Source organism: Kitasatospora sp. NPDC085879 (genome assembly GCF_040686255.1).
Taxonomy (GTDB): Bacteria; Actinomycetota; Actinomycetes; order Streptomycetales; family Streptomycetaceae; genus Kitasatospora.
On the sequence record NZ_JBFBJZ010000088.1, the window covers coordinates 1 to 25,744 of the forward strand.

Sequence of the window (25,744 nt, forward strand, 5' to 3'; positions counted from 1 at the left end):
ACGACCACCGGCAGGACGACCTCGTGCTCCTCGAAGCGGCCCATGGCGAGCGGGTCCGCCAGGAGCACGCTGGTGTCGAGAACGTACGTGCGCCGATCGCGTTTGCGCGCGCGGGCCGAATGCATGGCTCCCGTGCTGCGGTCTTCATGGCTCATGTCCGTCTCCGGTCCTGCTGACGGCCGTCGGCATGTCGGCGGCTTGTGCCGGGCAGTAACAGCCCGACCTTCTCCTGCTTGGCGGTGCTCCGAGGTGGGCGGCTGTCCGGTGCACGTTAAGCACGCTTCTCCGCAGACTGCGATGAACTGTGAGCTGAATCACAGCAGGGGTGCGCCCCGCGGCGCGCACTGTCCCCGATGGCCGCCAGCAGTACAAGCCGACCAGGCTTGCGCAACTCGCCGGAAGATGCAGGGCCGGCGTGCCGGACGTCCTGGGTCAACCGCCCGCACTGGGACAACGACCGACAGAGTCAAGGCGCTCATCCACCTCACGGTCGACCGATCCGTACGTCCCCTTGTGGCCCTCCACACCACCCTCTCGCCATCGATCGTCTCGGGCGTCGTCCACCACCGCCAACCCGCCCGGCTGGAACACCGCCGCGCCGTCTCCGCCGACGGCGGCTCTGCGCCCACCACCACCAGCGCGGCCGGCTGCCACCCTTAACGAGGGTGAGCCGGCGGGAGACGGGCGACGACGCCGTAAGCCGCCTCACCTGCGACAATCACCCGTTCCCGGCTTTGACGGTCCGGGCGCGCTGGTCGACGAGTTCGAGCAGCCGACAACCTGCGGGGCAGCGTCGGCGAGCTGGGGACCTGCGGCCACAATGCACGCAGAACGCCGAGACGATGGGTCGCTCTGGCGATCGTGCTCTTCCGGCAGACTCGCCGACCTGGAGACCAGGTTCGACATCGGCCACGGCGACGTGATCCCTCAGCCCAACCACAGGCGTGCTGCCGAGGCCCTGCTGCGAGTGATCACCGGCGACCTGTTCGGTGCGACGAAGCCCCGCACCGGGCACCACCCTCGGTGGGCATGACCGATGTCGGTATTCGGGATGGGCACAGACGGAGCGACCTTCGCTGCTCCCTCACCAAGCTGACGGGCGAGGTGGTCGCCCGTGACTGCCGTCTGCCGGGCGACCCAGAGGGCCCACGCCGCGGACGGAGGGCCCAAGAACTCGCAAGGTGGCGGATGTTCCATGGGTCCACCCGGAGCAGGATCACTGGTGGGGGTCGGCCCCGAACCCGACCCCCACCAAGATCGAAGACTCAAAGGCTCCGCCCTGCCCCTAGGCTGTGATCCCCGTTACCATCGCCCCACGCAGCGTCGAGGAGACCGGGTTTCACCGTGATATTCGCAGTGAGCCCTGCTCAATGCGGCTCGATGAAACGCTCGTCTACTCAACTTCCTTCCGGGAAGGCATCGGTGACGCTGGGTCTGGCGAGGTCGAGAATCACGCAGGTCGCCCTCGGGGCCTGCTTGATTGGTCGACCCGACGGTTCCGGGCGCGCGGACCGCACGAACGGCTGACCGCCCCTGAAGCGGTCCGACGATATGCACGGCCGTGCGGAGTGGTCTTCCAATGCGGTGCTGCCACGCTGTGCCGGATCGGTTCGCCGCCTCCCTGGTCTGTGCGGGAGGGAGACGGATGCTGACCCGGCATCGGCCGTGGCCTGCGGCATTGGTGGTGTGCTCGGCGCTGTTCCTGCTCGGGCTTGACTACACGGTGCTGAATGTGGCAATCCCTGGACTGCAGCACGACCTCGGGCCGTCGCTGGCCCAGACCCAGTGGATCGTCGATGGCTACGCCCTCACCCTCGGGGGCTGCGTCCTGGCAGCAGGCGCGATCGGCGACGCCTACGGCAGGCGCCGCGCATTCCTCGACGGCCTGGCCGTGTGTCTGCTGGCGTCAGTGTTCGGCGGGAGCGGGCAAAGCGCGGCGGAGTTGGTGGCGGCCCGGTGCGGAATGGGTTTGGGCGCGGCGCTGTTCATGCCGGCGACGTTGTCCACCATCGTCCATGTGTTCGCCGATCCCGCGAAGCGCCGCAAGGCGATCGCCGTCTGGGCGGCCATAGCCGGCATCGGCGCGTTGACAGGCCCGGTGCTGGGAGGCTGGCTGGTTGAGCAGTACGGATGGCGGGCCGCATTCTGGCTCAACGTGCCAGTCGTGCTGGCAGTGATGGCGGCAGCGGCGCTACTGGTACCCGAATCTCGCAATCCTCGGCCGGAACGACTGGACCGACCCGGCGCGGTGCTTTCCAGCGGCGGCCTGCTGGCACTGGTCTGGGGCATCATCGAGGCGCCTGGACATGGATGGACCAGCGGCCCGGTTCTGGCGGCCTTCGCCAGCGCGGCGGTGCTGCTCGCGGTCTTCCTGGGTTGGGAGATCCGCTGCAGTACTCCGCTGGTACCCGTCAGGTTGTTCCGTCAGGGGCCGGTCGGTCCCGCCTCAATGTCACTCGCTGTGATGTCTTTCGCGATGTTCGGCGCCATGTTCCTGCTGACGCTTTACCTGCAGGAGGTTCGCGGCCTGTCGGCGTGGGGGGCTGGCGTACGGATGATCCCGCTCTCAGTGGGGTTGGCGTCGGGGGCTGGCGTTTCACCGTTGCTGGGCAAACGATTCAGCACACGGCTGCCTGTGACCGTCGGCCTGCTACTGATCGCCGCGGGCTTCGTCTTCCTCGCCCGGCTGCGGCCCGAGTCCGGGGATGGACCTGTACTGGCCTTCGAAGTCTTGTCGGGCTTCGGGTCCGGCCTGCTGGCCCCGGCAGCCACCGAGATCGTGATGAACACCGTTCCCGCAGCCACTGCCGGAGTCGGCTCCGCGCTCAACGACGCTACCAGACAGATCGGTTCGACCCTTGGCGTAGCTGTGCTCGGCTCCGTCCTCGCCACCGCCTTCACTTCCCGGGTCGGCACAGATGCAGGCCCACACCTCCTCGCGCGCGCCAGCGCATCGGGCGTCGAACGCGTTCTTGATCTGGACCAGATCCGCATCGCATTCACCGACGGACTGACGGCGGCCGCCTGGGTCGGCGGGAGCATAGCGCTACTCGGTGCCGCGGCAGCCTGGATGGCCCTGCATCCGCCGACTGCGGACGTCCTCCCCCGACAGGCCAACCTTGATTCTCCCGGCCAGCGGGTGCTGGGCCCAGATGCCTGAACGACCTGCTATAGAAAGGCCGCCTGCATGTCCAACAGCTACGACACCCTCAGCGAGTGCCTCATCAGCGAGTTCGATGTCGCACCCGAACTGGTGCGCCCGGAAGCTACCTTGGCCAACCTGGAACTCGACAGCCTGGCTCTGGTGGAGCTCTCCCTGATGATGGAGGAACGGCTGGGCGTCACCGTCCCGGACATCCGGCGTGACGCCACTCTGGCAGAGCTCGCCACCACTGCCGACGCCTGCCGCTCCACCCCGCAGCCCGCCGTCGTCGACCTGGACGGCGGAAAGTGATCCCGCGCGCGGTAGCCGTCACCGGGCTCGGTCTGATAACCCCGGCTGGCATCGGGGCGGCCAACACATGGGAGCACGTCCTCGGTGGCACGCCAACCGCCCGCCGGGATCCGAAGCTTGAGGGTCTCACTGTGGACTTCTCCTGTCAGGTACCCCACCTCGACATGGCCGAGCGGCTCGGCGGACGACTCGCCCTGCGCCTGGACCGCTTCGCCCAGCTGGCGATCCTCGCCGCCCGTGAGGCAGTCGCGGACGCTGGTCTGGACCCCGCAAACTGGGACGCCACCCGGGTCGGCGTGGTCCTCGGCGTCGGCGGAAACAGTGTGGCGACCTACCCAGTGGAGTACGCCCGGCTCTCCAACGGTCGGGCCGAGGAGGTCTCACCGCTGATGCTGCCTCGCAGCGTCCCCAGCATGGCGGCCGCCGAGGTGAGCCTGGACCTCGGCGCCCTGGGCCCCAGCTTCATCACCAGTACAGCCTGTGCCTCCGGAAGCACCGCCCTCGCTACCGCCCACAGCCTGCTGCGCGCAGGAGCCTGCGACATCGTTGTATCCGGTGGCACCGACTGCGCTCGAACGCCCATGGCCGCGACGTGCTTCGATCGGCTGCGCGCGCTCTCGCGGCGCGGCCACGATCCGGCCGGCGCCTCCCGCCCCTTCGACGCGGACCGGGACGGCTTCGTCCTCGGTGAGGGCGCGGGCATTCTGATCCTGGAGCGCACGGAGCACGCCGCGGCCCGTGGTTGCCGCCCGCGCGCCTACCTGTCCGGCCATGGATCCTCCTGCGACGCCTACCACTACACTGCGCCCCACCCAGGAGGCGAAGGTCTGAGCCGCGCCATCCGGGCCGCCCTGTCGGATGCCGACCTCGCGCCAACCGACATCGGACACATCAACACGCACGGCACCGGCACTCGGCTGAACGATACGGCCGAGGCTTCTGCGTTGTGCCAGGTCTTCCGCCACCCGCCACTGGTCACTGCAAACAAGAGCATCCTCGGCCACGCCATGGGCGCGGCCGGCGCTATTGAGGCCGCGCTGACCGTGCTGACCGTGCAGCACGGCGTCATCCCGCCCACAGCCAACCTCGACAAGCTGGATGAAGGGATCAGCCTGGATGTGGTGACCGGGACCATGCGCCATCAGACAGTCCGCGCCGCGATCTCCGTCTCCAGCGGCTTCGGCGGCCAGAACGCTGCCCTGGCTTTCACCGCCGTCTGAGGGATGCCGAGAAGAGAACTTCCACCGGCCGCTTCCACAGACGCGACACTGACCCGATTCCGTGGCTCCGCGGCAGTCGGTCCGCGTCCGCAGTACTGATCAACCGTGACGGAACAGTCCCCTCCAGACCTGACGGATAACCAGTGGGAACTCATCATCGAGCCAATGCTGCTGCGCTGGCGGGCGGCCTGCATCGAGGGAGAGGCGTTGACTACGGGGCTTCGTACGCCGGTCAACGCGATCCTCCATATCGTGCGGACTGGGATCCGCGTGGAAGGCTTAAATCGGCCCCGAACACCCTTTGGAGCACACCCATGCCCGCGTCTCCCGCCCGCTCGCGGCTGCGTGCCCTGCTGAGTCAGCACTACTGCAACCTGATAATGAAACACCCACCCGAGAACTGGAGCGTCCCCTCTCCGGATGGCTGCTACCGATCGGGGGAAGGCGACCCATTGGGGTTGGTCCTGCTCGGCGACTCACTGGCCCAAGGCCTCGGCGCCCCGACCCCGCAAGGCACCCTTGGCGCCTACCTTGCCGAAGGCCTGGCCCGAGCCATCGGCCGGCCCGTCGAGCTGACGACTCTTGCCCGTGTGGGGGCCACCACCAAGTCCATGCAGAGCCAAGTGGCACGCGCGGCCGCCCTCCCTCCCGGGATTGCGGTGATCATCGTGGGTGGCAACGACGCCATGCTCCCGGCCACAATCGGCCGAGCCGCCCGCCGCTTCAGCCAAGCGCTGGACACCCTCCGTGAAGCAGGCTGGCAGCTGATCGTCGTGCCGTGCCCGGACCCAGCCCGGGCACCGGGCCTACGTACCCTCGTCCGTCTGCTGGCCGCACCCCGGTCTCACCGACTCGCACGGCTGCAAACCCGGGCCGCGCTAAAAGCGCAAGCAACGATCGCACCGTCCTCCGTCGAGGAATTCCTTGACCGCCCAATGGAACTCCTCAGCCCGGATGGCCTGCACCCCTCCCCGCTCGGCTACGCCGAGCACGCCGCACGCATGCTACCCAGCCTGCTTTCCGCCGCACAGAAGTTCACTTTCCAGTCGGCCCGCGCCTGACTCTCGCTGTGCTGATCATTTCAGACTGACTTGCGGAGTCTCAGAGAGCGCGTAGGCGCGGGGCGATCACCGTGTCGGACGCGGGCCGTGGGGACAGCTGCCTGCCAGGAGTCGCCGTATCTCTGCCACGGTGAGTGCCGCTGGAGATAAGGCTTATGGGGGTCGAGGATGCTGGCGCGGCCGGTCCACCGCCCGACGAGCAGCTCGTCGGGGGTCGCCGCGTGGCGAGCCCGCCCGCGGTGCTGCGGATCAGGCCCCACTTCACGGGCGATTGGCCTATAGCCGCACGCTTGTCCCAGGAGGGCGTGGACAGCCGCATGCTGTTGGCAGGTGCGGTCCGAGAGGCGACCGGAGCGGCATGGTCCGTTCGCCGGGGCTGCCGTGGGCTTCCTCGTGTCCAGGATCGCCTGGGTGCGTGCTCGTTCCCCGCCCGGTGGTTCGCACAGGAGGGCCTGGTTGCGGACGACCGCCTTCTCCACGGCCTCGACGAGGTTGTGCCGGATATGCCGGGGCTCCGTGCAGTGCAACGCGTTCGGGGCGCTGATTCAGTCGGCTTCGGTGAAGGCTGGCGGGCGGCCCCGACAGATGATCTCGGCGCATACGTGATCCGCCAGCGACCCGGTCTCCGTCGCTGCGGTCCGGTCGGGCAGCAGGCCGGCAGGGCGGCGGTCTCGATGTCCACCAGTGAACCCCCGACCGGACGGAATACGTGTTTCAGAGTGAGGCTCCTCGGGTGGAAAGCGGTCAACACCCGTTTCGACAGAGGAGCCAGGCGGGGACGGCCTCAGGCCTCCTCAGCTGTCTGGCGCCAATTGAGTCTCGGATCATGGCTGGTGACGAGCACATGGGTGTGGTCGCGTTGCGGCCCCTGCCTTGGGCCATTGCCGACGGGTGGCAGAGGCGCGGCTGTCAGCATTCCCCCTCACGCAGCCGCTGGCTGCGCGTCGGCAGTCCGGGGAGCAGCTTCGGCATGACCGTGGCCGGTGCCCTAAGGCGCTTTCGCTGCTTCCTCGACCCTTGCGGCTGCGACCGGGACCCCGGATCACGGTTGCCCGAGGTCGCCGCATCCGACGGCATGGTCGTCCCACGCACCGTGAAGCGGCGGCAACTGCCCGAACGGACGAACCGGGACTGCTGCCACGGTGAACCACTCTGAACAGCGCTCACACCCAACCCCTCACCAGAAGGCCGACATGCTCCCTTTCCACCGTCGAACGATCCCCCCAGGAATCGGCACGCCGGACAGCCGGACCGGACACCCACTGTCACGGCAGCACTGGGTGCCTTCGGCGGCCTGCCGCACCACCGACCCCCGGGTGTTCTTCTCCTCCGACCAGGAACATAGATCCCAGCAGGGCGAGGAGGACGCGAAGAAGATCTGCCGGGCCTGTCCGGTCCGCGAGCCCTGTCTCACGGACGCCATCCGCAACCAGGAGCCCGTTGGCATATGGGGCGGGCTCACAACCAAGGAACGCAGTCGGCTAGTCAACCAGGCACGCCAGCTGAATACTCTGGGCGGGGCCGAGGCCGCGGCATTGCGCGCAGGGCGAAAGGTCCATATCCCGGCCGCCAGCCGACCGGCCGTGGTCATCCGGTTGTTGGTCTGGGGCTGGGACGAGGTACGTATCGCCGACGCTCTCCACGTCTCTCCCGCCGCCGTCCTGACGGCCCGACACGCCGCCGAGGCGGTCGCCCCCTACCGACACTTGGTTCCCGACCTGCCGCAGGCAGATCATGGGTACCCTGGGGCGCGGCGCTGAGGGCGCCGGTGGCAACCCTTGCGCGTACCGGCGAGCGAGACGTCTGCCACCAAGCTGGCGGTGTCGGCTCTCACGCCAAGGCACGCATGAGCGAAGGACGTCGGATTGAGGGCGGCGGCAGGAAGAAGCGGCGGCAAAGTCCGCAGCTGAAGGCATCAACGCAGCCACGGCAGGCAATAAATCACCTCCATCCGCGAGGTCGGGCCGGACCCGCTCATTTCTTGCACGTGCCTCACGTCCGGACGGCCGGGGTCTTGCGGTTGTGACCTGCATCACGAACACGTCAGCTCTGCCGGTGGATTTGGTTATGGTCGGCTCCCCCGCTTCCGCGGGGCCTGTCGGTCGGGTACGCCGAGTCCTGCCGCCGATTGGCAGGAACGGTTGAGGTAACTTGCCGCAGGCAGGAGCGGGGCCAAACGTTCGTCGCCGCGCCCGCCGAGCATGGGCGGGTAACTCGGGCCAAGCCGCGCGCCGCAGGGCACGTGACCGGGCACTCACTCTGCCCGGACCCGACAGGCCGCCTCGCAGGCGCCGGTGAGAGACGAGTCTTCCATGGGCAAGCACCGTCGTCCTTCCAGAACTGCCCGCATCGCCACGCACACCCGCGTGACAGGTGTCTGTGGTGCCGCAGTCGCAGCTTCGCTTCTGGGCTCCACAACCGCCTCGGCCGCCTCCGTCGACACATGGGACGCGGTCGCCAAGTGCGAGTCCAGCGGCAACTGGGCCAACCACGACAGCGGCCACAACGGCCACTACGGAGGCTTGCAGTTCTCTCCGTCTAGCTGGAAGGCCGCCGGCGGCCTGAGGTACGCGTCGCGTGCAGACTTCGCGACGAAGGACCAGCAGATCGCCGTCGCAGAAAGGCTCCTGGCGATGCAAGGCCCTGGCGCTTGGGAATGCGCGTCAGCAGGCGGCCTGACAGCCCACGGCCCTGCCGCCGACGTCCATCCGGACGGTCCCGCCGCCTCGAGCAGATCAACATACACACGCACCATGACCACCGCCTCCAGACCGGTGTCCACATCACGACCCACTACCCCGGCTCTCCTCAGGACCAAGGCTGGACGGGTCAAGCATGGCCGCGGCACCTACACGGTCAGGCCGGGCGACACCCTGTTCGGCATCGCCCGGGCCAACCATCTCCCCGGCGGCTGGCAGCACCTGTACGGCCTGAACAGAGGCGTCGTCAAAAACGCCGACCTGATCTTCCCGGGCCAGCGCCTGCGCCTCGGCTGAGCGCCAACCGTCCGGCGCGCGAGCTGCTGAGCGCGCAGTCCGCGGCAGGCCTCGGCCGACGCCCGAGCCCGAATCCACCGGCCAACGGCCCTTCCAGTGCAGGGTGTGTCCAGCCAACGGCCCTGTCCCGTATTCGGTGGTTGCGCTGTGTAGTGGTCACTGCAGGAGGATGCGGTACCGGAGGAGGGTGAACCCCGCGCGGCCGTGCATCTGCCTCGTGATCCGTTTGATACGGGTATTTGACGCCTTCGGTTCGGCCGCTGTGATGTGGCAGTGTGAGGCCGGCGTCGACGGCTGGGTGGTCCAGTTCGAGCCCGTTGGAGAACACGTGGAGGTAGGGCAGCTGCGCCGTCCGGACGCTTGGGATCCGCTCGGTGAGCTTCGCGCCGTTTCCTGCGGACGGAGAGAGCAGACGGGCGAACTGTCGGATAAAGGAGGCCAGTTGTTCCATCTCCGGCCAATCCCCGGTCAGCTCGGAAGGAGGTTCGCGTCCCTGTCCCGGAGGTGGTCGGGATGGAGAAGGCGGGCCAGGCGTTGCGGGGTGGTGACGGGCCGGTCGCCTTCGGCGGGGTCGGATGCCCGGCGTTCGCGCAGGTGGTTGCGGCAAGGGTCGACCAGGGTGCGTCGGTAGCGCGGTGCCCGACGCAGGAGTTCGGGTTCGCGCATAACGCTTGACCGTGTTGAGCGCCAGATTCAGGCGGCGGGCGCATCCGAGCAGGCCGGCGTCCTTGTTCAAGAGGCCGTCGATCTGGTGCCAACGCCCGCGGGTGGTCTGCCCGGGGACGCCGGCCGGGCGGGGCATGTTGGCGTGGCCCAGCAGGTGCTGTGGGAGCGGACCTCGGCCAGGGTCTTGTCGCAGAGGTTCTTCCACAAGTGCCAGCGGTCGCTGATCTGCACCGCTTCGGGCAGAGCCCGGCGCACGGCCTCGCCGTAGGCGCCGAAACCGTCACGGCAGACGATCTCGATGCCGGGGTGTTCGCGCAGCCATCGCTCCAGGGCATCGGCTGCGCGACGACCCGGGAGCACGTCGATGCGTTCGCCGGTCTCGGCTTCGGTCAGGACGGTGGCGTAGCGGCGGCGGCGCAGGGCGGTCGAGCGGGAAATCGCCGCGGCAAGGACGCGGGAGAGGCGGGCGCCTCCCCGGCCCGCTAACTCCGCGACCACCTGGCCGAGTTGGTCGGCAAGACGGCGCGTGCGCCGCTGATAGCGCTCGATCACGCCCGGGAACTGTTCGCGGAACGTCTGCCGCGGGCAGCACAGGACCGGGCAGATCAGGCGCCGGACCCGCACAGACACCACGACCCGCCGGCCGTCCACCGGCACGTCCGCGATCACGCGATGGTGGAAGCCGTGCACGCGAAGCGTCGGCTGCTCGCACACCGGGCACGGCACTGGCTCGTCCCGGGTCCGGGCCGACACCCGGATGGCCTCGCCCTCGCTCGCCACAGCTTCCACGACCAGCGTGGAAAGTCCCGAAAACACTACACCCACAGGCTTGTTGACATCTCGCACGCAACGTCAACGAGGATACTCACCCTTCGTTGCCACCGATTACGGGACAGAGCCGAAGAGGTCGTGTCCCGTGGAGTGGTGTAGTGGTCGTGCGCCAACGGTCATGAAGTGGGCGGGAGTTCGTCGCGGGTGCGCTCGCCGGGGTAGATCCGGTCCATGCTGCCCTCGGGCAGGTAGCGACGGGGGAAAGCGATCCATTCGTCGTGCATCTCGAAGAGCACGGCGGTGACCAGCCGCAGGAGCGCGTCGTCGTTCGGGAACACCTGGACGACATCGGTGCGGCGTTTGATCTCGCGGTTGATCCGCTCCAGCGGGTTGGTCGACTGGATCTTCTTCCAATGTCGTTCCGGGAAGGCCGCGAAGGCGGTCAGGTCGTCCTTGGCCTCCAGGAGCATCTGGCTGACCTTGGGGAACTGCTTGCCGAGCATCTCGGCGACAGTGTCCAGCTGAGCCCGGACCGCGGCCTCGGCCGGCTGGGCGAAGATCGTGCGGATGGTGGCCGCGACCATCTCGGCCGCTTCCTTCGGGATGATCGCGAAGGTATTTCGCAGGAAGTGAACGCGACAACGCTGGTAGGCGGCGCCGAGCATGACCTTGCGGATCGCCTTGACCAGACCGCTGTGGTGGTCGCCGATGACGAGGCGGACCCCGGTCAGTCCGCGCTCACGCAGGGAGCGCAGGAACTCGGCCCAGAACACCTCGGTCTCGCTGTCGCCGACCATCAGCCCCAGAACCTCGCGGCCGCCGTCCTCGGTGATCCCGGTCGCGACGACCACAGCCCGCGAGACGATCTGGTGGTTCACCCGGGCCTTGCAGTAGGTCGCGTCGAGGTAGACGTAGGGAAAGCGGGTGTGGCCGAGCGGCCGGTCGCGGAAGGCGGTGAGCTGTTCGTCCAGGTCGGCGCAGATCCGGGAGACCTCGCTCTTGGAGATCCCGGTGTCCGCGCCGAGGGCCTTGACCAGGTCGTCGACCGAGCGGGTCGAGACGCCCAGCACGTACGCCTCCATGATGACCGCGTAGAGGGCCTGGTCGATCCGGCGCCGGCGCTCGAGCAGGCTGGGGAAGAAGCTGCCGGTGCGAACCTTGGGAATGGCCAGCTCCAGGTCGCCGGCCTGCGTGGTCAGGGTCTTGTCGCGGTGACCGTTGCGCCAGGTGGTGCGCGTGTCGTTGTGCTCGCCGGGCTCGGCGCCGATCCGGGCAGTGGCCTCGGCCTCGATCAGCTCCTGAAGCATCCGCTGGGCCAGCGTCCTGATCAACTCGATTCCGTCCGCCGTACGCAGTGACTCCATGAGGCGGAGTAGGTCAGACTGGGATAAGGCCATCGCGTACCTCCCGAGTGAACTCGCCGTTCTACTCAGAGAGTTGCGCGATGGCTGTCCCATGACCAGGGGTTACTCCAAGATCCCTGCTACACCACTTCGCGGGACGCCATCGCCGAAGACCGTACAGACCCGTGAGCCCGGCTGCCTGGAACGCTGACGTGCCGCTGGTTGCCGAGACTAGGCGTCTGGTTGGGATCGCGCATGGCCCCCTGGGCCCAAATGACGCGCAGTCCCGGCTGGAAGCCGTTGTCGTACTGACCAAGGGACTTGCTGATCGATCGGGAGTCTCGTTTGGACGATTGAGTTTGGGGCTGCAGCGGGCATGAGGGACAGCTCGCCGCGGTCGGCGTTGTCCTCCAGCCACGTTGGAGTGGTGGACGGGGCACTGGCCGGCAACGGCGTGGGCCTTTCGGCTTGCCTGGCGGGGCGAGCCGGTCGAGGAAAACGGTGAACCACAGCGCGACGGGAGGCGATCTTGGACATGATGTTCACCCGGAACCTACGACCGCCCACCCGCGCCATAGGGCGCGGCCGACCGGAGCCCAGGACCGCCCGGGCGGGGCGGCGCGGAGCGCAGTTCGCACCGATCGACCACGCCCGACAGTTTTCTCCGCCTTCGCACGGCAGCGACGACCGGGTGCTCCCCCTTAAACCTGGCAGTCACCTTCTCCTGGTCCTGCCACCAGAGCGCCGCTCGGGCCGCTGCAGACCAACGCCGTACTGGCGCATCCTCTTCCCGAAGCCGCGTGCGTTCATCGCTACGCCGGCGGACCGTCCCGGACGACCGGGTGACCAGGGGCCGGGGCCACAACGGACCACGATCATCGGCTCCTCCAAGGTGTAGTCAGCCATGGTCCGGAACACCACGACCCGCTCCTCGACGCTGATCAGTTCCGTCGGTCCGGCCCGCCGGGCCCGGTAGGAACGCCATCAGCCGACCGCTCGCTCGCACCGACGAGTCCGCCGCCTGCCGGTACGTCCACACCCCCCGACTCCAATGCCGCCGCCACCTGCGGCCGGACCACTTCCCCGCCGGCCGGCGTCAGTCCACGCCCATGCCCTCTGTCGACCACACCCGCTCAGCGAGCAGGAAACTCGACAGTTCGGGCTCAGCAATCCCGACGAAGGCCTCGGGGGGCGAAGTCGTCGACAGCCGGCTCAACGGGCGCCGGGTCGTCGGAGGACAGGAGCAAGGCGGGGGCGAGGGTGGCGGTCACGCGTCGCCCCTCGCCCGTGCGGTGAGCACATGGCGCTCGGCCCATCCGGACGCCGCTCGAAGGGCGCCCCGGCCCGGACCTCTGGACCCGGACTGGCAGGCCCTCCGGTTTTGGGTGGGCCCAACTTACACCCGGTGGTTGGCCGTTCCGACCTTGAGCCGTAGTACGGTCACAGCCGCGCTGACATGTGAAAACAGAGGAGATTGGTATTCGTGCCCAGAGCTGTGGCATTCCCATGATGATCAGTCAGAGCGATGCCAGGGGGCAGGTGCTGCTGCTGGCGGCCACGCCGCGCCAAAGCCGCCATGGGTCGCTCGACACCGAACTGGGAGCCAGCGTCATCGGTGCGGCACCGCCGCGGGCGCTGTTGCCTGGCTGGGTCGGACCGGTGGACGTTGTACAGCTGGTGGACCCGGGAGAACCCCAGGCTGTGCTCGCCCGCATCCGCGCGGCTGCCGCTGCCGGGGGCCCGGTGCTGATCTACATATGTGGACAGCTGACCAGGGACCCCCGCCAGCAACAGATGCACCTCGCCTTGGCCCGCACCACTGACAGCACCGTCCGGTACACGGCGCTGCCATGGTCGTGGGTCTTCCAGGCTCTGGCTGGACGCTCGCCGGGCGCCACGGTAGTGGTTCTGGACGTCCTTGCCGACCCGTCCAGTGTGCCCATGCGTGATGCCGATCTGCAGTTGCCCCCGCAGGTCGCCCGGTGTGGAGTGGTGTCACCGTCGGCTCGGCGCGGCCGGCTGCAGGCGCCTGCGTACACCCAGGCACTCGCTCGGATCCTGAGTACGAGTCCGGGTGGAGTGAGCCTTCAAGAGCTTCACCTGCTCGCTGCCAGCCGGGCCCAGCTCTCGGAAGGCACCGTTGTGCTGTCCCCGCCGCAGCCCGTCGAGCCGACCCCGGCCTGCCCGTCGCAGCCGCCGACGTCCCTGTCAGCCACGCCGCCCCAGGGGCCTGCTGCTGTCGAACCGGCCATTGACCTGCGTCCGGCCATCGGTGAGGCGCTGCGAGCGGGCCACCATCATGCGGCGGCCGAGCTCGCGGCCCACTGGGAGAGTGCCGTCCTCCGCTCCGCGGGCCGAGGCTCGGCTGCGATGGGAGACGTGTTGGAGGTGCAGGCGGCCACTGCTGCTGCGGCTGGCGCCGCCGTGCGGGCTGCCGAGCGGTGGATCGCCACGGCCGAGCACCGGCTGTATTGGACCGATCCCCGCGACCGGGCTGTGCAGCTCGCCGCTCGGAACGCTCTGCACTGCTGGCAGAAGCTGGACGATGACGAGCCCGAGTGGACGGAGCTGGGCAGACGGCTCGCCGAGGTGCTGCAGGCCGTCGGGCGGGCGTCGGCTGCGGCAGCCGCCGAGAAGAGGCTGACCGATCTGCAAGGACCGGCCTACAGCCTGCTCATTTCAGGGCGCCTGCCGGGCTCTGCACGTCCCCGTGGGGCGGCGGCGCTCCGGCGTGGCAAGGTCCGGTGATGGAGGCCTCGACCAGGACGTATTGCAGGAGGAACGCGGAGCGCGGTTAGCCTGCGCTTTTCATCCGGGGTCACGTCCGGATCATGATCGGAAAAGCGAAAGTGCCTTCTGAGCTGCAACGATGAGGCTTGTCTAAGGTCCCAGTCGTACCAGCAGGAAGGCACTTTCTGCGTGCACCCTATCCGGTCCCGCCCTAAGCTCGTCGTCACCGCCGACGGACACGGGGTCGTCAGTCACGCCGGATCGCGCCTGCTGGCGGATCTGGCCGACGCCACGTCGCTGACCAGCGTCTTCACCGAGGCACTGCGGCGGCTGCGGCCACGCGGCACCGGGCACGATCCGGGCAGGGTCGCCGTCGACCTGGCGGTGATGCTCGCCGACGGTGGTGAGGCGATCCGGGACCTGGCCGTGCTGCGCGACCAGCACCAGGTGTTCGGCTCCGTCGCCTCCACCCCCACCGCCTGGCGTGTCCTGGCAGGCATCGACACCACGGCCCTGAGCGCGCTGCGTGCAGCACGGGCCCTGACCCGCGAGGTCGCCTGGCTGCAGGCCGCCGAGACCAGGGACGCGATACCCGCCTCGCACGCCGGTGGCCGTGAACTGCCGGGCCTGGTCCTGGACATCGACGCCACCCTCGTCACCTGCCACTCGGAGAAGGAAGAGTCCGCCGCCACCTACAAACGCGGCTTCGGTTATCACCCGATGCTCTGCTTCCTGGACAACACCGGCGAGGCCCTCGCCGGCATCCTGCAACCGGGCAACGCCGGAGCGAACACCGCAGCCGACCACATCACCGTCCTCGATCAAGCACTCGCGCAGATTCCCGACGCCCACCGCCATGGCACCCCGGTCCTCATCCGAGCCGACAGCGCGGGCAGCGCGAAAGTCTTCCTCGCCCACCTACGCGCCCTCCGACAGCGCGGAATCCAGACCAACTTCTCCGTCGGGCACGCTGTCACCGAACAGGTCCGCAAGGTCATCCGGGTCCTACCCGACCAGGTCTGGCATCCCGCGCTGGAACAGGACGGGACCCTTCGCTCCGGCGCCGAAGTCGCCGAGCTGTCCGGCCTGGTCGACCTCACCGGCCACCCGGACGGCACCCGCATCATCGTCCGCCGCGAGCGTCCCCATCCAGGCGCCCAGCTGTCCCTGTTCGACCAGGACGAAGGCATGCGCCACCAGGTCTTCCTCACCGACACGCCCGTCGCCGGCGGCGGCTCGATCCAGTACCTGGAGGTCCGCCACCGGGCTCACGCCCGGGTCGAGGACCACATCCGCTGCGGCAAGATCACCGGCTTCGGCCGCTTCCCCTCCCGCCACTTCGCCATCAACCAGGTCTGGCTGGAGCTGTCCCTGACCGCGATCGACCTGCTGGCCTGGGCCCGAACCCTGCTGCTGGACGGCGAGTTGGCCACCGCCGAGCCCAAGAAGCTCCGCTACCGCCTCCTACACGCTGCCGCCCGGATCACGCGCGGGGCCCGCCGCCTACGCCTGCGGATCGCGGCCACCTGGCCCTGGCGCCACGAACTGACCGCGGCGTTCAGCCGCCTGGTGGCACTACCTCGACCGGCCACCTGACAGACGAAGCAGCCCCTGACCACCACGACACGAGGACCAGGAGCACCCGGCCCTCGCGCCGGGCCCTCGCCATGCCCAACGTCCGACAGAGCCCCGCGACCTCCGACACAGAGATCACCCCCAGATCAGCCGACGTGAACCGAAAGACGGAGGTTAGCTCTCCGGGACGAGTTGGTCAGCGATGTCGGCCAGGTAGACCGTCGGGCCGGCCCCGGCAACATCAAGGCCACACAAGACCGAGCGTTCCCAACCGCCGTGGTTCCCCGTAGCGAGGACGAGGTGCCCGCCGCTGTCGTCGGTGCGCAGCACATCGGGCCGCAGGATTGATGTTGTGACCGGAGTAGAGCCGGTCGTGGGAGAGGCGCGGGCACGGTACCCCGGCATCCAAGTTGGCTTTGGCAGGTGCTGATCTACCACCTGGCTGCCGCCTGCCCGGCGAGGTCTCTCGGAAGGCTTTCTCCCCGCCCCGGTGGGGAGGGCGTGACACCCGATGCCCTGCACGAGGCGCAGGCTGCTCCCGGCGGGTGTCAAGGGACAGTAGGAGTGGTTCTGATCCACTTCTTGTGGTGCGGTGACTGGCCGTCACAAGAGGCTGGCAGGATGGCTGTCCGTGTGACTGCAGCGTTCTGTTGACGGCCTTCTCCCATCTCGCGCCGGTGGTGGTGGATGAGGTCAGGGTGGGCGGCGAGGCGGTGGAGCTCGCGGCGCGGACGACGACACAGGAGGCGGCCTGCCCCGGGTGCGGCACGGTGTCCGGCCGGCTCCACGGCGGCTACCGACGACGCTTGGCGGATCTCGCGGTGGCCGGCCGCGCGGTCGTGATCGTCCTGGCGGTGCGGCGGTTCCTGTGTCCGGTGCCGGAGTGCGATCGCCGTACCTTCGTCGAGCAGGTGGACGGGCTGACCAAGCGGTTCGCGCGCCGGACCTCGCCGCTTCAGCGCGCGCTGGAGAAGATCGCACTCGCGTTGGCCGGGCGCCCGGCCGCGCGGCTCGCCGCACACCTGTCCATCCCGGCGAGTGCGAACTCCCTGCTCAGGCTGGTGCGCAAGCTCCCCGGCAAGCGCGTCGGCATCGCGCCGCGGGTCCTGGGCGTGGACGATTTCGCGCTCAAGAAAGGCCACGTCTACGGAACGATCCTCTTGGACATGGAGACCGGGGAGCGGGTGGACGTCCTGCCGGATCGCACCGCGGACACCCTCACCGCGTGGCTGCGCGAGCACCCTGGAGTCGAGATCGTCTGCCGTGACCGAGCCACCGCCTACGCCGAGGCCGTCCGGACCGCCTGCCCCGACGCCACGCAGGTCGCCGACAGGTTCCATCTCTGGATGAACCTGTGCGAGGCCGTCGAGAAGTGCGTCGCCGCGCACCGAGGCTGCCTGGCCGAACGCGCTTCGGACGCAGCATCGGAGCCTTCCGGCCCGCCATCCGAGGCGACCGAGCCCGAGATGCCGGCGCCGTCGGAGGGCCTGCGCGCGGTTCAGCGTCGCGAGCGCCACACTGCCGTGCATGCCTTGTACGACAAGGGCGTGCCGATCCAGGTGATCGCCGAGGTGCTCGGGCTGGACCGCAAGACCGTGCGCCGGTACGCACACGCCGACACTCCTGAGGCTGCATCCCTTGGAACCGGATCTCGCCGATACGGCCAGATCCATGCCTACACGCCCTACCTGCACCGCCGCTGGAACGAAGGCTGCACGGACGCCGCCCGGCTCCACACCGAGATCGTCGAGCGCGGCTACCTCGGCAGCAAGCGGTCCGTCCGCCGCCACCTGCAGGAGATCCGGGCCAGCGGCAAGCCCGCGCCCGACAAGCCCAAAGAGCTGACAATCCGGAAGGCCACCTGGCTGATCACCTCGCACCCCGACCGCCTGGAGGAGAGCGGAACCCTCAAGCTCAAGAAGCTGCTGGCCCGCTGCCCCGAACTGGACGCCGTCGCCGCCTGCGTCCGCTCCTTCGCCGCAATGATGACCGAGCGCCGCGGCAGCGACCTCGCCGACTGGCTCACCAGCGCCGAGAACACCGGCCTCAAGCCGCTGTGCAGCCTGGCCCGCGGCCTGCGCCAGGACTTCGACGCCGTCACCGCCGGACTCACCCTGGACTGGAACTCCGGCAAGGTCGAGGGCAACGTCAACCGAGTCAAGCGGATCAAGAGGGACGGCTACGGCCGCGCCGGCTTCGACCTCCTACGCCTCCAGATACTCCTCGCCGACTGAACGCCGTGACGCTCCGCAACCGCCCACAAGAAGTGGATCAGAACCGTTTGCCGTGTCCGCTGACAGGCGGGGCGCGTGGGGCGGACGCGCGGTTCCTCCGGCCAACGTCACGTCCCTCCACGGACACAGGGAGGACGCCTCCCTCGGTCGCAGGGGCGTTCGTCTGGCCCTCGCCTGCGTGGGAGGGACGGGACGGTGGGGCTGACGTCGGCCAGCGCTGACCGGCACAGCGCTGGCCCTGGCCGGCATCACGGTGAGGCACCTGTCAGATCGGTTCACGGCCGCGGCGCAATTGAGGCAGTCGTCCTGCTCACCTCTGCTGTCTCGGGAGGCCGGTGGGCGACCTTCCGTTGAGGTGCCGGTCGGGGCGACCATTACGTCAGAAGCCGATCCTGCCAGTACGCAAATTGCTGCACCGCGTCTCCCCGGACACGCCAGGGCCACTCGGTGACCGTAGCGCCCAGCGTGAGGAAGACCTCAGCGGCCTCGTCGAAGCGCTCTGCCTGCACCAGGACGTAGGCAAGCAGATTGAGGTCGGCCGGGCCGGCGGCGTGTGAAAGGAACCCCGGCCGGAGCCACTTCGCGGCAGCCTCGTCGAGTGCTTGTTGCGCGAGGGGAGCCGTCCAGTACTGTCCGATGCCAGGCGTGCCCGCTCCCCGGCGGGACAGCACCCAGTGGTAGCTGTCCGTCAGTGCGGCTAGGTGAAGTCCGGCCGATGGCACGCCGGGCGGCATCGTGGCGCGTACCTCGTCTGCAAAGTCCAGAGCTCGGGCGGCCGATCCGCATTCGTCCGGTGACAGATAGCGGATCATCTGCCGGTGTGCCTCGCGGTGCCACGGGTCACGCGCAGTGGCTTCCCCCCATACCTCGAACACCTCATGGGCCGGGCGACGCAGCCTGCGCAATGTGGCGAGCAGGGCTACCTGGGGGCCCGGGTGAGCGGGAAGGAGTCGCGCGCTGTGACGGCACAGCGACTCCAAGTCGGTCAGCTCTGGCGATTGTTCGGCCACACCGCTCGCCAAGCAGCTCAGCACGAAGAGCATGAGGGCGTACGGGTCGTCAGGGCGGCGGCTGTACCAGCTGTGGGCAATGCCGTGGATCCCGCCGCTCTGCGCCAGAACGCGCATGCGGTGCGTGCACCGGTCCCAGTCTCGTCCCGTCTCACGTAGCAGACGTTCGACCGCGGCAAGGACGAAGTCCTGCTCCGGGGCGCGGCCTGCGGCTGCGGCCCGGGACAGCATCCGGCCAAGATCGTGATCTGCGAGCTCCGGCACGAGACGGGGCGCGGCTCTTCCTCGTCCGAAGAGCCTCACGACAGGAAGCCGCGCCGGGGCTCGGTTGTCGGGAGGCGAGGCTCATCCGGCGTCCGGCCCTGGCCGGACGCCGGCGCAGGGACGGCCGTGACGGTGGTTTTCGACCACGCCAGGCCGGCGTAGATGTCAGGGCGTCGGCGTCTCAGCCACAGTCCGAAGCCAGTGCCTCCGACCACCGCCAGACCGAGCACGACGGGAAGTGTGACAACGACGGGATCGGTCGTGCCGGCGAGGCCTCTGTAGTCGACGGCGGACAGTACCGTGGCAGTGAGCAGGCCCACCGCCCCGACACAGGGGGCGATCCGGGTGCGCCACAGCCCTGGCTCCGGGTTCCGGTGGAAATACACCATGATCGCCACTGCGGCAATGGTCTGCACAGCGAGGATGCCCAGCGTGCTCAGGCCCACCATCGACGTGGCCAGGTTGAGATACGGGTCGAGTCCCGCGACCGCGAATGCCACGACCACAACGGCGGCGACGACGGTCTGCGCAAGGCTGGCATTGGCCGGCGAATAGCGGCGAGAGTCGAAACGACCGAGCACCGCAGGCAGTAGTCTCTCTCTGCCCAGAGCAAAGGTGTAGCGACTGGCCGCATTGTGCATGGCCAGGATCGATGCCAGGAGCGCCGTACACATCAGGATGGCCATCGCGTGGCTGAGCGGCTTCGCCGCATAGGTGTCCACGAGCCCGAACATCAGATTGCCCAACTGAGCACGCGCACGAGACTGGGTCTGGTTCGCGCCGATCGCGCCGATCGTGATCCAACTGGTGACGACGAAGATCAGGCCGATCGCGCCGACGGCCAGATAGGCAGCGCGCGGGATACTCCTGGTCGGATCTGTCGACTCGTCACCGTAGAGCGTTGCCGACTCGTAGCCGGCGAAGCCGCTGAACGCGATCATCAGACCGATGCCGACGCTGCCGGTGGTGACGGTCTCCGGGGCGAACGAGACTGTGGGAAAAGCGGCCGTGCCGAGGTGCGCCACGACGGCGAGATCGTAGGCCGTCACCATGGCGAGCTGGGCGACCAGTAGAACGGTGAGGACTTTGGCGGAGATCCCCACCGAGTGGTAGCCAAGCATGCCGACCACGACAACACCGCCACCGGCCAGCAGCAACCAGTGAACATGCAATCCGGACCTTGCGAGGACCAGGCTTGTGAAGTATCCGAACGCCCCGACGAGGCCGATCGACATGGCGGTGTAGGAGCACAGTGCCAGCATCGCCGTACCAACACCCGCCGGTCTGCCCAGCCCGCGTCCCACGTACATGTAGAACCCGCCGGTGCTGACGACCCGTCTGCACAGTGCCGCGTACCCCACGCAGAAGCAGAATTGCACGACCGCGGCGACCACGTAGGTCACAGGCACGCCGGGGCCGTTGCCAAGTGCAAGCGCGAGAGGCAGGCCGCCCACCACGACGCCCAGTGGCCCAGCGGCTGACACGGCCAGCACCATCACCCGTCCTGCCGACAGCTGTCGCCCGCGGGGCCTGCCGCCGTGACTATTCGTCACCAGCCTTTGGCTCGAGTCATTGGCCGATGAGATCGTATTCACCTGTTGTTCTCGCACGCGCATAGTCCATCGGCCCACCCTGGGCAGCAGGAAGGTACCGCAGACCCAAACCTTCGGGCCCTCAGCACCAACTCCGGTCCCATGCGGGTTGCCGGCTCAGCCTTGCATCTGCCTCGAGGGCCTCTTGGTTCGGGCGTTGACGCTGCCAGTACGGCCGCTGTGGTGGCCCAACGTGAGACCGGCGTCGACGGCAGCGCGGTCGAGTTCGAGGCTGCGGGTGAAGGAGTGGAGGTGCGGTAGGGGTCGGCCAAGATGTGACCGGTGCTGCGGCACACGGCGCAGGCCATCGGACTGGGCCGTGCGAGGCTCTTTGCCGGCTCAATCCCGGGAACACTTATCCGACTGCCGCCCGTGGGGGGCGGGGATGCACGTCGCGGCTCACCGCGCGTGGCGTGCTCGACCGCGGGCCCGCCCGGGCCGGCTCGACCTGCCGGCGTGTGCGACGTGATCGAGGCGAACGAGCCGCGCTCGGTGGACGCTTCTTCGGCCGTGGGCCTACTCCTCCGGTTGGCGCCTATGGTCCGGGCTCTTCCGGGAGCGCCCCCTTGACACGGTGCCATGCGAGATCCAACCTAGTAGAGATATGCAGAGTGCAATATATTGGAGATCAAACGGCCCGTCAGAGATCATCGGCATCCTGGGTGGCATGGGGCCAGCAGCAACCGCCGACTTCTACGCCAAGCTGGTGTCCGTCACGCCAGCCGGAACCGACCAGGAGCATCCCCGAACAGTCATCTGGTCCGATCCCACGGTCCCCGACCGCACCAAGGCCCTGTTGCACCAAGGCCCAGACCCCACGCCGTGGCTCATCCGCGGAAGCGAGATCCTGCGCGCAGCAGGCGCCACGCTCATCGCCATCCCCTGCAATACCGCCCATGCCTTCGTACCCGGCATCTCCGAGCACGTCGGCCTACCGATCGTCCACATGATCGACGAGGTCGCCCTGCACCTGGCGGCCATGCGGCCGCGGGTCCGCGTCGCCGGGTTGCTCGCCACGACCGGAACCACTCGAACAGGGCTGTACCAGGAGTGGTTCGACCACGCCGGAATCACCCTGGCGATGCCGGACGAGGTCACCCAGGACACTGAGGTCATGCCCGCGATCCAGGCACTGAAGGCAGGCACCCGGGGAACATCGACCGCACAACCCCTAGCCCGGGCCGCACACCGACTCGTCGAGCAGGGGGCGCAGGCGATCATCGCCGGCTGCACCGAGATCCCCCTCGGACTGACGCCCGAAAGCATCCCCGTGCCCCTCATCGACCCAGCCCTGGTCCTCGCCCGTGCCGTCATCGAGCGCACCCGTACGACCCCACATGAAGCGCAATGAGCCCGATGTACTGTACGCAATATGTCACTGAACACCCCGGTAGCACGCCGCCTCCTGAGCGACGAGGTCTTCCAACGCCTTCGCGACTCCATCGTGCGAGGCGAACTCACTCCCGGGGAGAAGGTCAAAGACGGCGAACTCGCCGAACGCCTCGGGCTCAGCCGCACCCCCGTCCGCGAGGCCCTCGCACGGCTCGCCGACATCGGCCTGGTCGAGTCCAAACCGGGGGTGTACACCCGGATCACCACACTCAACCGGCACGACGTCGCCAAGACCCTCGCCGTGCTGCGGTCCCTGGACCAACTCGCCGTCGAGACCGCAGTACCACTCATGAAGCCCGCCGACCTCGGCCGACTCCGCCAGGCCAACCACGACTTCAAGCAAGCCGTGGCCACCAACGACGTCGAGGCCGCCCTGGAGGCCGACGACCGGTTCCACGCGGTCCCCGTCACTGTCGCCGATAACCCCGTCCTCAGCCGGGTCATCGAGCAGCTCCATCCCCAGATCCACCGGATTCTCCACCGCAAGTTCTCCAGCCTGCTCGGCGGGCGCAACACCACCGAGCACCACGACCGGCTCATCGAACTCTGCGCATCCGGCGACGCCGTCGCGGCGGCGAAATCCTCCGCCGACCACTGGGCCGAACTCGGTGGCCACATCAACCAACTCTTCGACGCCGATCAGGAATTGGCCGACTGACGGCCCGCCCACCGCGGGACCCGACAGGGGCAACGGCGCAGCATATGGAGAAACGCCATGTCACTCAACGGCCGTACCGTTGCTGTCTTCGCCCTCGGCGGCACCATCGCCACCGCCACGAACCCGGTGACCGGCGGGGCGGTCCTCGCGCTGTCCGGCAAGGAACTGCTGAAGGGTGTTCCGGCGCTGAGCGCCCTGGGCGTCGTGCTTCGCGTCCACGACTTCTGTCGGGTGCCCAGCGCCTCGCTGACACTGGACGACCTCAACGCCCTCCATGGCGAGATCGAGGCGGAGCTCAGCTCCGGTACCGTGGACGGCGTCGTAGTCGTACAAGGTACCGACACGCTCGAGGAGACCGCCTTCTACGTCGACCTGCTGCACCGCAGTAGCGCACCCGTCGTGTTCACCGGGGCCATGCGCAACCCGTCCCTTCCTGGTCCCGACGGACCCGCCAATCTGTACGCCGCCGTCATCGCGGCGGCCGGTCCGTGGCTGCGCAACGCCGGCTGCGTCGTCGTCCTCGGCGACAAAGTCCACGCGGCACGGACGGTCAAGAAGAGCCACACCACCAGCACGGCAGCTTTCACCTCTCCCGGATACGGCCCGCTCGGCCTAGTCGTAGAAGGGCAGGTGAGACTGCATCAGAAGCTGCCCCACCGCCCCGCTCTCCCCGCCGCCGACGGCACGCAGCCGACCACGAGGACGGTGCGGATCGCCTTGCACAGCGTGACCATCGGCGACGACGGCACCCAGCTGGACCTGCTCGGTCAGTACGACGGCCTGGTCGTCGCTGCCCTTGGTGCCGGCCACGTACCCGAGTGGCTGGTGCCCAGGCTGCGCCGACTCGCGGACCGCATGCCCGTCGTACTCTCCTCACGTATCGCCCACGGTCCTGTTCTCACTCGCACCTACAGTTACCCGGGCTCCGAACGCGACCTGATTGCCAACGGTCTGATTCCCAGCGGCAACCTGGATCCCTACAAAGCCCGGCTGCTTCTCCACCGCCTGCTCGCCACAGGCTGCCAGGGCCGCGACCAAATCACCGAGGTCTTCGCCGCGGTCAGCGGTCTTCCTGCCGAGTCCTCTCATCAGCCCGGACGGTGAAACCGATTTGATCGGTGCCGCCGGTGCCACAGGACGAGGACGTGGCCGAGAGCGCCACGCGAACGTGCCCGCCGGTCGGTGCACTACGGCCAGGTCGTCCCTGTCGCCGGACAACAGGAGGCCGCGGTAGACCTGACCCTTGCCCTGCCAAGATCCACACTTCACGGAGCTCACACCAGAACCAGTCTGCCGTGTCCGCTGACAGTCTGCGGCGGCGAGGCCTTCAGCCTCCTCACCCACCCGTTTGAACCCGTCATTCTGGGGCGCCACGGCCTCATCGCATCTGGCTCCCCGGCCCATGGCGCCCCGGCTGCTGGCGCCGGTCTCGCCCCGGCGAACCGAGTGCCGGCACTCCGCGTCCACGCCCAGGTTGAGGTCGATCAAGCGGATCGCCTCGGCCTCGGGCTTGTACCAACCCGGCGTTTCTCGGACACCAGGCTGGTCTCCCGCCACAGACGTCCTCCGGATGCGGCTTGCGCATAGCGGGCGCGGCCTCTCCAGATGATCGGGCTTCGGCCAGCCCAGGACGGTTCACATGCCGGTGCACTGACCAGCGCATGGATGGATGAATAGGCCCGACCTGGGCCCGACGTCCCTGTCGACCGGGCAGGGCTGGCCAGATGATGTGTGCTCAGCCTGCACATCCCCGGGCAGAAGGGTCGCTTCCCGGACACGGTTCGGCCTGGAGTGCCTACCGCACACCAGGCGGCTGCCCTCGGTGGTCCCATCCGCCGGCATAAACGACAGCCACAACACATAAAGCAGGAGAACCATGAGCCGGACCAATCCACTCCCCCACCGCCTCACCGCCACGAACGGGATCGGGCTCGCCCTGGCTTGCACGCTCGACAGCCCCGCCGTACTCATCCACCGCGCGGAAGATGGCAGCACTCTGACGCCGTTGCCGGATTGGTTCGCCGTGATCAATGCCGCCCTCGGTTTTGTCACGTTCATCACAGTGTTGTGGACCTGGCGCATGGAAAGCCGCACCGGCGCCCGCTTCGTCGCCGCCTCCCGCATCCTGTCCTTGCTCATCACCGTGTCTGCCTTTGCGGCCAGCGGCACCCCGAGTTACTTGGCCGAACTCATGGCGGAGCAGACCGTCGCAACAGCCCTCGTCGTCTGTTTCGTCCTCGCCCGCCGCCGCAGAGAGTGACCGCACCCGCTAAATCGCCAAGCGGTCTTGTGTAGTCGGATGCCGTGCAGGCGTATCGGCCGGTGGGAGGGCTTCCGTGCCGAGACCGCTGGTGTTTGAGCTTACGTCGGATCAGAAGAGTGACGTCGAGGAACTGCTGCGGCAACGGGATCTGGCCCCGCGCACGTGGATGAGAGCCCAGTCCGTGCGGCTGGCGGGCCCAGGGCCGAACGCCGCCGGAGACGCGGGACGCGAGCGCGGCGGTCGGATGCCCTCCGCGCGGTTGTCCGTGCTGCTCAAGCGGGACGGCCGTCAGGTACGGCCCCGAGGTGGCGTCATCGCGAACCCGGCCTCGTCTTCGAAGACGATCCGGCCCCACGCGCCGCCGCGGTGACTTCACCCGCGGCCAGAGTCCCTCGCAAGCGGAGCACCCCCGCCCGCCTTCACAGGCCCGCAGGGCGGGCGTGCCGCCCCAGCGCCCATCCGGCCGGGGCCCCCCCCGCCCCCCCCGGGGGGTCGGCGAGAGCCCCACCGCCCCC

Annotated in this window: 17 protein-coding genes and 1 pseudogene; 13 read left to right on the forward strand and 5 right to left on the reverse strand. The window is 68.6% G+C overall.

Annotated features, from left to right (window positions below; genetic code table 11):
* The coding region (locus tag AB0P35_RS37090; RefSeq protein WP_363519931.1) for a PIN domain-containing protein at window positions 1-125 on the reverse strand (125 nt) is incomplete at its 3' end.
* 1,520 nt (window positions 126-1,645) lie between these two features.
* Between AB0P35_RS37090 and AB0P35_RS37095 the strand changes: the two genes are divergently transcribed.
* The 6 genes from AB0P35_RS37095 to AB0P35_RS37120 all read left to right on the forward strand — a co-directional run bounded on the left by AB0P35_RS37095 (window position 1,646) and on the right by AB0P35_RS37120 (window position 8,731).
* On the forward strand, window positions 1,646-3,160 hold the full coding sequence (locus AB0P35_RS37095) for an MFS transporter (protein ID WP_363519888.1): 1,515 nt from the start codon (window positions 1,646-1,648) through the stop codon (window positions 3,158-3,160).
* 27 nt (window positions 3,161-3,187) lie between these two features.
* Window positions 3,188-3,454, forward strand: coding sequence for an acyl carrier protein (locus tag AB0P35_RS37100; RefSeq protein WP_363519891.1), 267 nt, complete (start codon window positions 3,188-3,190; stop codon window positions 3,452-3,454).
* On the forward strand, window positions 3,451-4,674 hold the full coding sequence (locus tag AB0P35_RS37105; protein ID WP_363519894.1) for a beta-ketoacyl-[acyl-carrier-protein] synthase family protein: 1,224 nt from the start codon (window positions 3,451-3,453) through the stop codon (window positions 4,672-4,674). Before AB0P35_RS37100 ends, AB0P35_RS37105 begins: the two co-directional genes overlap by 4 nt.
* 314 nt (window positions 4,675-4,988) lie before the next feature.
* Window positions 4,989-5,735, forward strand: coding sequence for an SGNH/GDSL hydrolase family protein (locus tag AB0P35_RS37110; protein ID WP_363519896.1), 747 nt, complete (start codon window positions 4,989-4,991; stop codon window positions 5,733-5,735).
* 1,193 nt (window positions 5,736-6,928) lie between these two features.
* Window positions 6,929-7,495, forward strand: a complete 567-nt coding sequence (locus tag AB0P35_RS37115; RefSeq protein WP_363519899.1) for a WhiB family transcriptional regulator — start codon at window positions 6,929-6,931, stop codon at window positions 7,493-7,495.
* Between the two features lie 552 nt (window positions 7,496-8,047).
* Window positions 8,048-8,731 carry a transglycosylase family protein gene (locus tag AB0P35_RS37120; RefSeq protein ID WP_363519902.1) on the forward strand — a complete coding sequence of 228 codons (684 nt, stop codon included), beginning with the start codon at window positions 8,048-8,050 and terminating at the stop codon, window positions 8,729-8,731.
* A gap of 156 nt (window positions 8,732-8,887) precedes the next feature.
* Here AB0P35_RS37120 and AB0P35_RS37125 read toward each other — a convergent pair.
* Together AB0P35_RS37125 and AB0P35_RS37130 are read right to left on the reverse strand one after the other, a co-directional pair.
* Window positions 8,888-10,213 (reverse strand): annotated as a pseudogene (locus AB0P35_RS37125) (transposase).
* Window positions 10,214-10,344: 131 nt separating this feature from the next.
* A complete protein-coding gene (locus AB0P35_RS37130) occupies window positions 10,345-11,565 on the reverse strand; it encodes an IS256 family transposase (protein WP_363519905.1) in 1,221 nt (406 codons plus the stop codon).
* A 1,452-nt stretch (window positions 11,566-13,017) separates the two neighbouring features.
* Here AB0P35_RS37130 and AB0P35_RS37135 point away from each other — a divergent pair.
* The 3 genes from AB0P35_RS37135 to AB0P35_RS37145 all read left to right on the forward strand — a co-directional run bounded on the left by AB0P35_RS37135 (window position 13,018) and on the right by AB0P35_RS37145 (window position 18,050).
* Complete coding sequence (locus AB0P35_RS37135) at window positions 13,018-14,259, forward strand: hypothetical protein (protein ID WP_363519908.1); 1,242 nt, start codon at window positions 13,018-13,020, stop codon at window positions 14,257-14,259.
* Window positions 14,260-14,430: 171 nt separating this feature from the next.
* Window positions 14,431-15,837: an IS1380 family transposase gene (locus AB0P35_RS37140; RefSeq protein ID WP_363519910.1), complete on the forward strand. Its 1,407-nt coding sequence runs from the start codon at window positions 14,431-14,433 to the stop codon at window positions 15,835-15,837.
* 662 nt (window positions 15,838-16,499) lie between these two features.
* On the forward strand, window positions 16,500-18,050 hold the full coding sequence (locus AB0P35_RS37145; protein ID WP_363519933.1) for an ISL3 family transposase: 1,551 nt from the start codon (window positions 16,500-16,502) through the stop codon (window positions 18,048-18,050).
* A 374-nt stretch (window positions 18,051-18,424) separates the two neighbouring features.
* On the opposite strand, the gene AB0P35_RS37150 is transcribed toward AB0P35_RS37145, so the two are convergent.
* Window positions 18,425-19,291 (reverse strand): hypothetical protein, encoded by an 867-nt coding sequence (locus AB0P35_RS37150; RefSeq protein ID WP_363519913.1) that lies wholly within the window; start codon window positions 19,289-19,291, stop codon window positions 18,425-18,427.
* A 68-nt stretch (window positions 19,292-19,359) separates the two neighbouring features.
* Entirely contained in the window at window positions 19,360-20,820 is a 1,461-nt protein-coding gene (locus AB0P35_RS37155; RefSeq protein WP_363519916.1) for an APC family permease, read from the reverse strand.
* Between the two features lie 700 nt (window positions 20,821-21,520).
* Between AB0P35_RS37155 and AB0P35_RS37160 the strand changes: the two genes are divergently transcribed.
* The 4 genes from AB0P35_RS37160 (at window position 21,521) to AB0P35_RS37175 (ending at window position 25,226) form a co-directional block, all read left to right on the forward strand.
* On the forward strand, window positions 21,521-22,267 hold the full coding sequence (locus AB0P35_RS37160) for an amino acid racemase (RefSeq protein ID WP_363519919.1): 747 nt from the start codon (window positions 21,521-21,523) through the stop codon (window positions 22,265-22,267).
* Window positions 22,268-22,288: 21 nt separating this feature from the next.
* Window positions 22,289-22,966: a GntR family transcriptional regulator gene (locus AB0P35_RS37165; RefSeq protein WP_363519923.1), complete on the forward strand. Its 678-nt coding sequence runs from the start codon at window positions 22,289-22,291 to the stop codon at window positions 22,964-22,966.
* A 57-nt stretch (window positions 22,967-23,023) separates the two neighbouring features.
* Entirely contained in the window at window positions 23,024-24,070 is a 1,047-nt protein-coding gene (locus AB0P35_RS37170) for an asparaginase (RefSeq protein ID WP_363519925.1), read from the forward strand.
* Between the two features lie 772 nt (window positions 24,071-24,842).
* Window positions 24,843-25,226, forward strand: coding sequence for a hypothetical protein (locus AB0P35_RS37175; RefSeq protein WP_363519928.1), 384 nt, complete (start codon window positions 24,843-24,845; stop codon window positions 25,224-25,226).
* Window positions 25,227-25,744 lie beyond the last annotated feature (518 nt).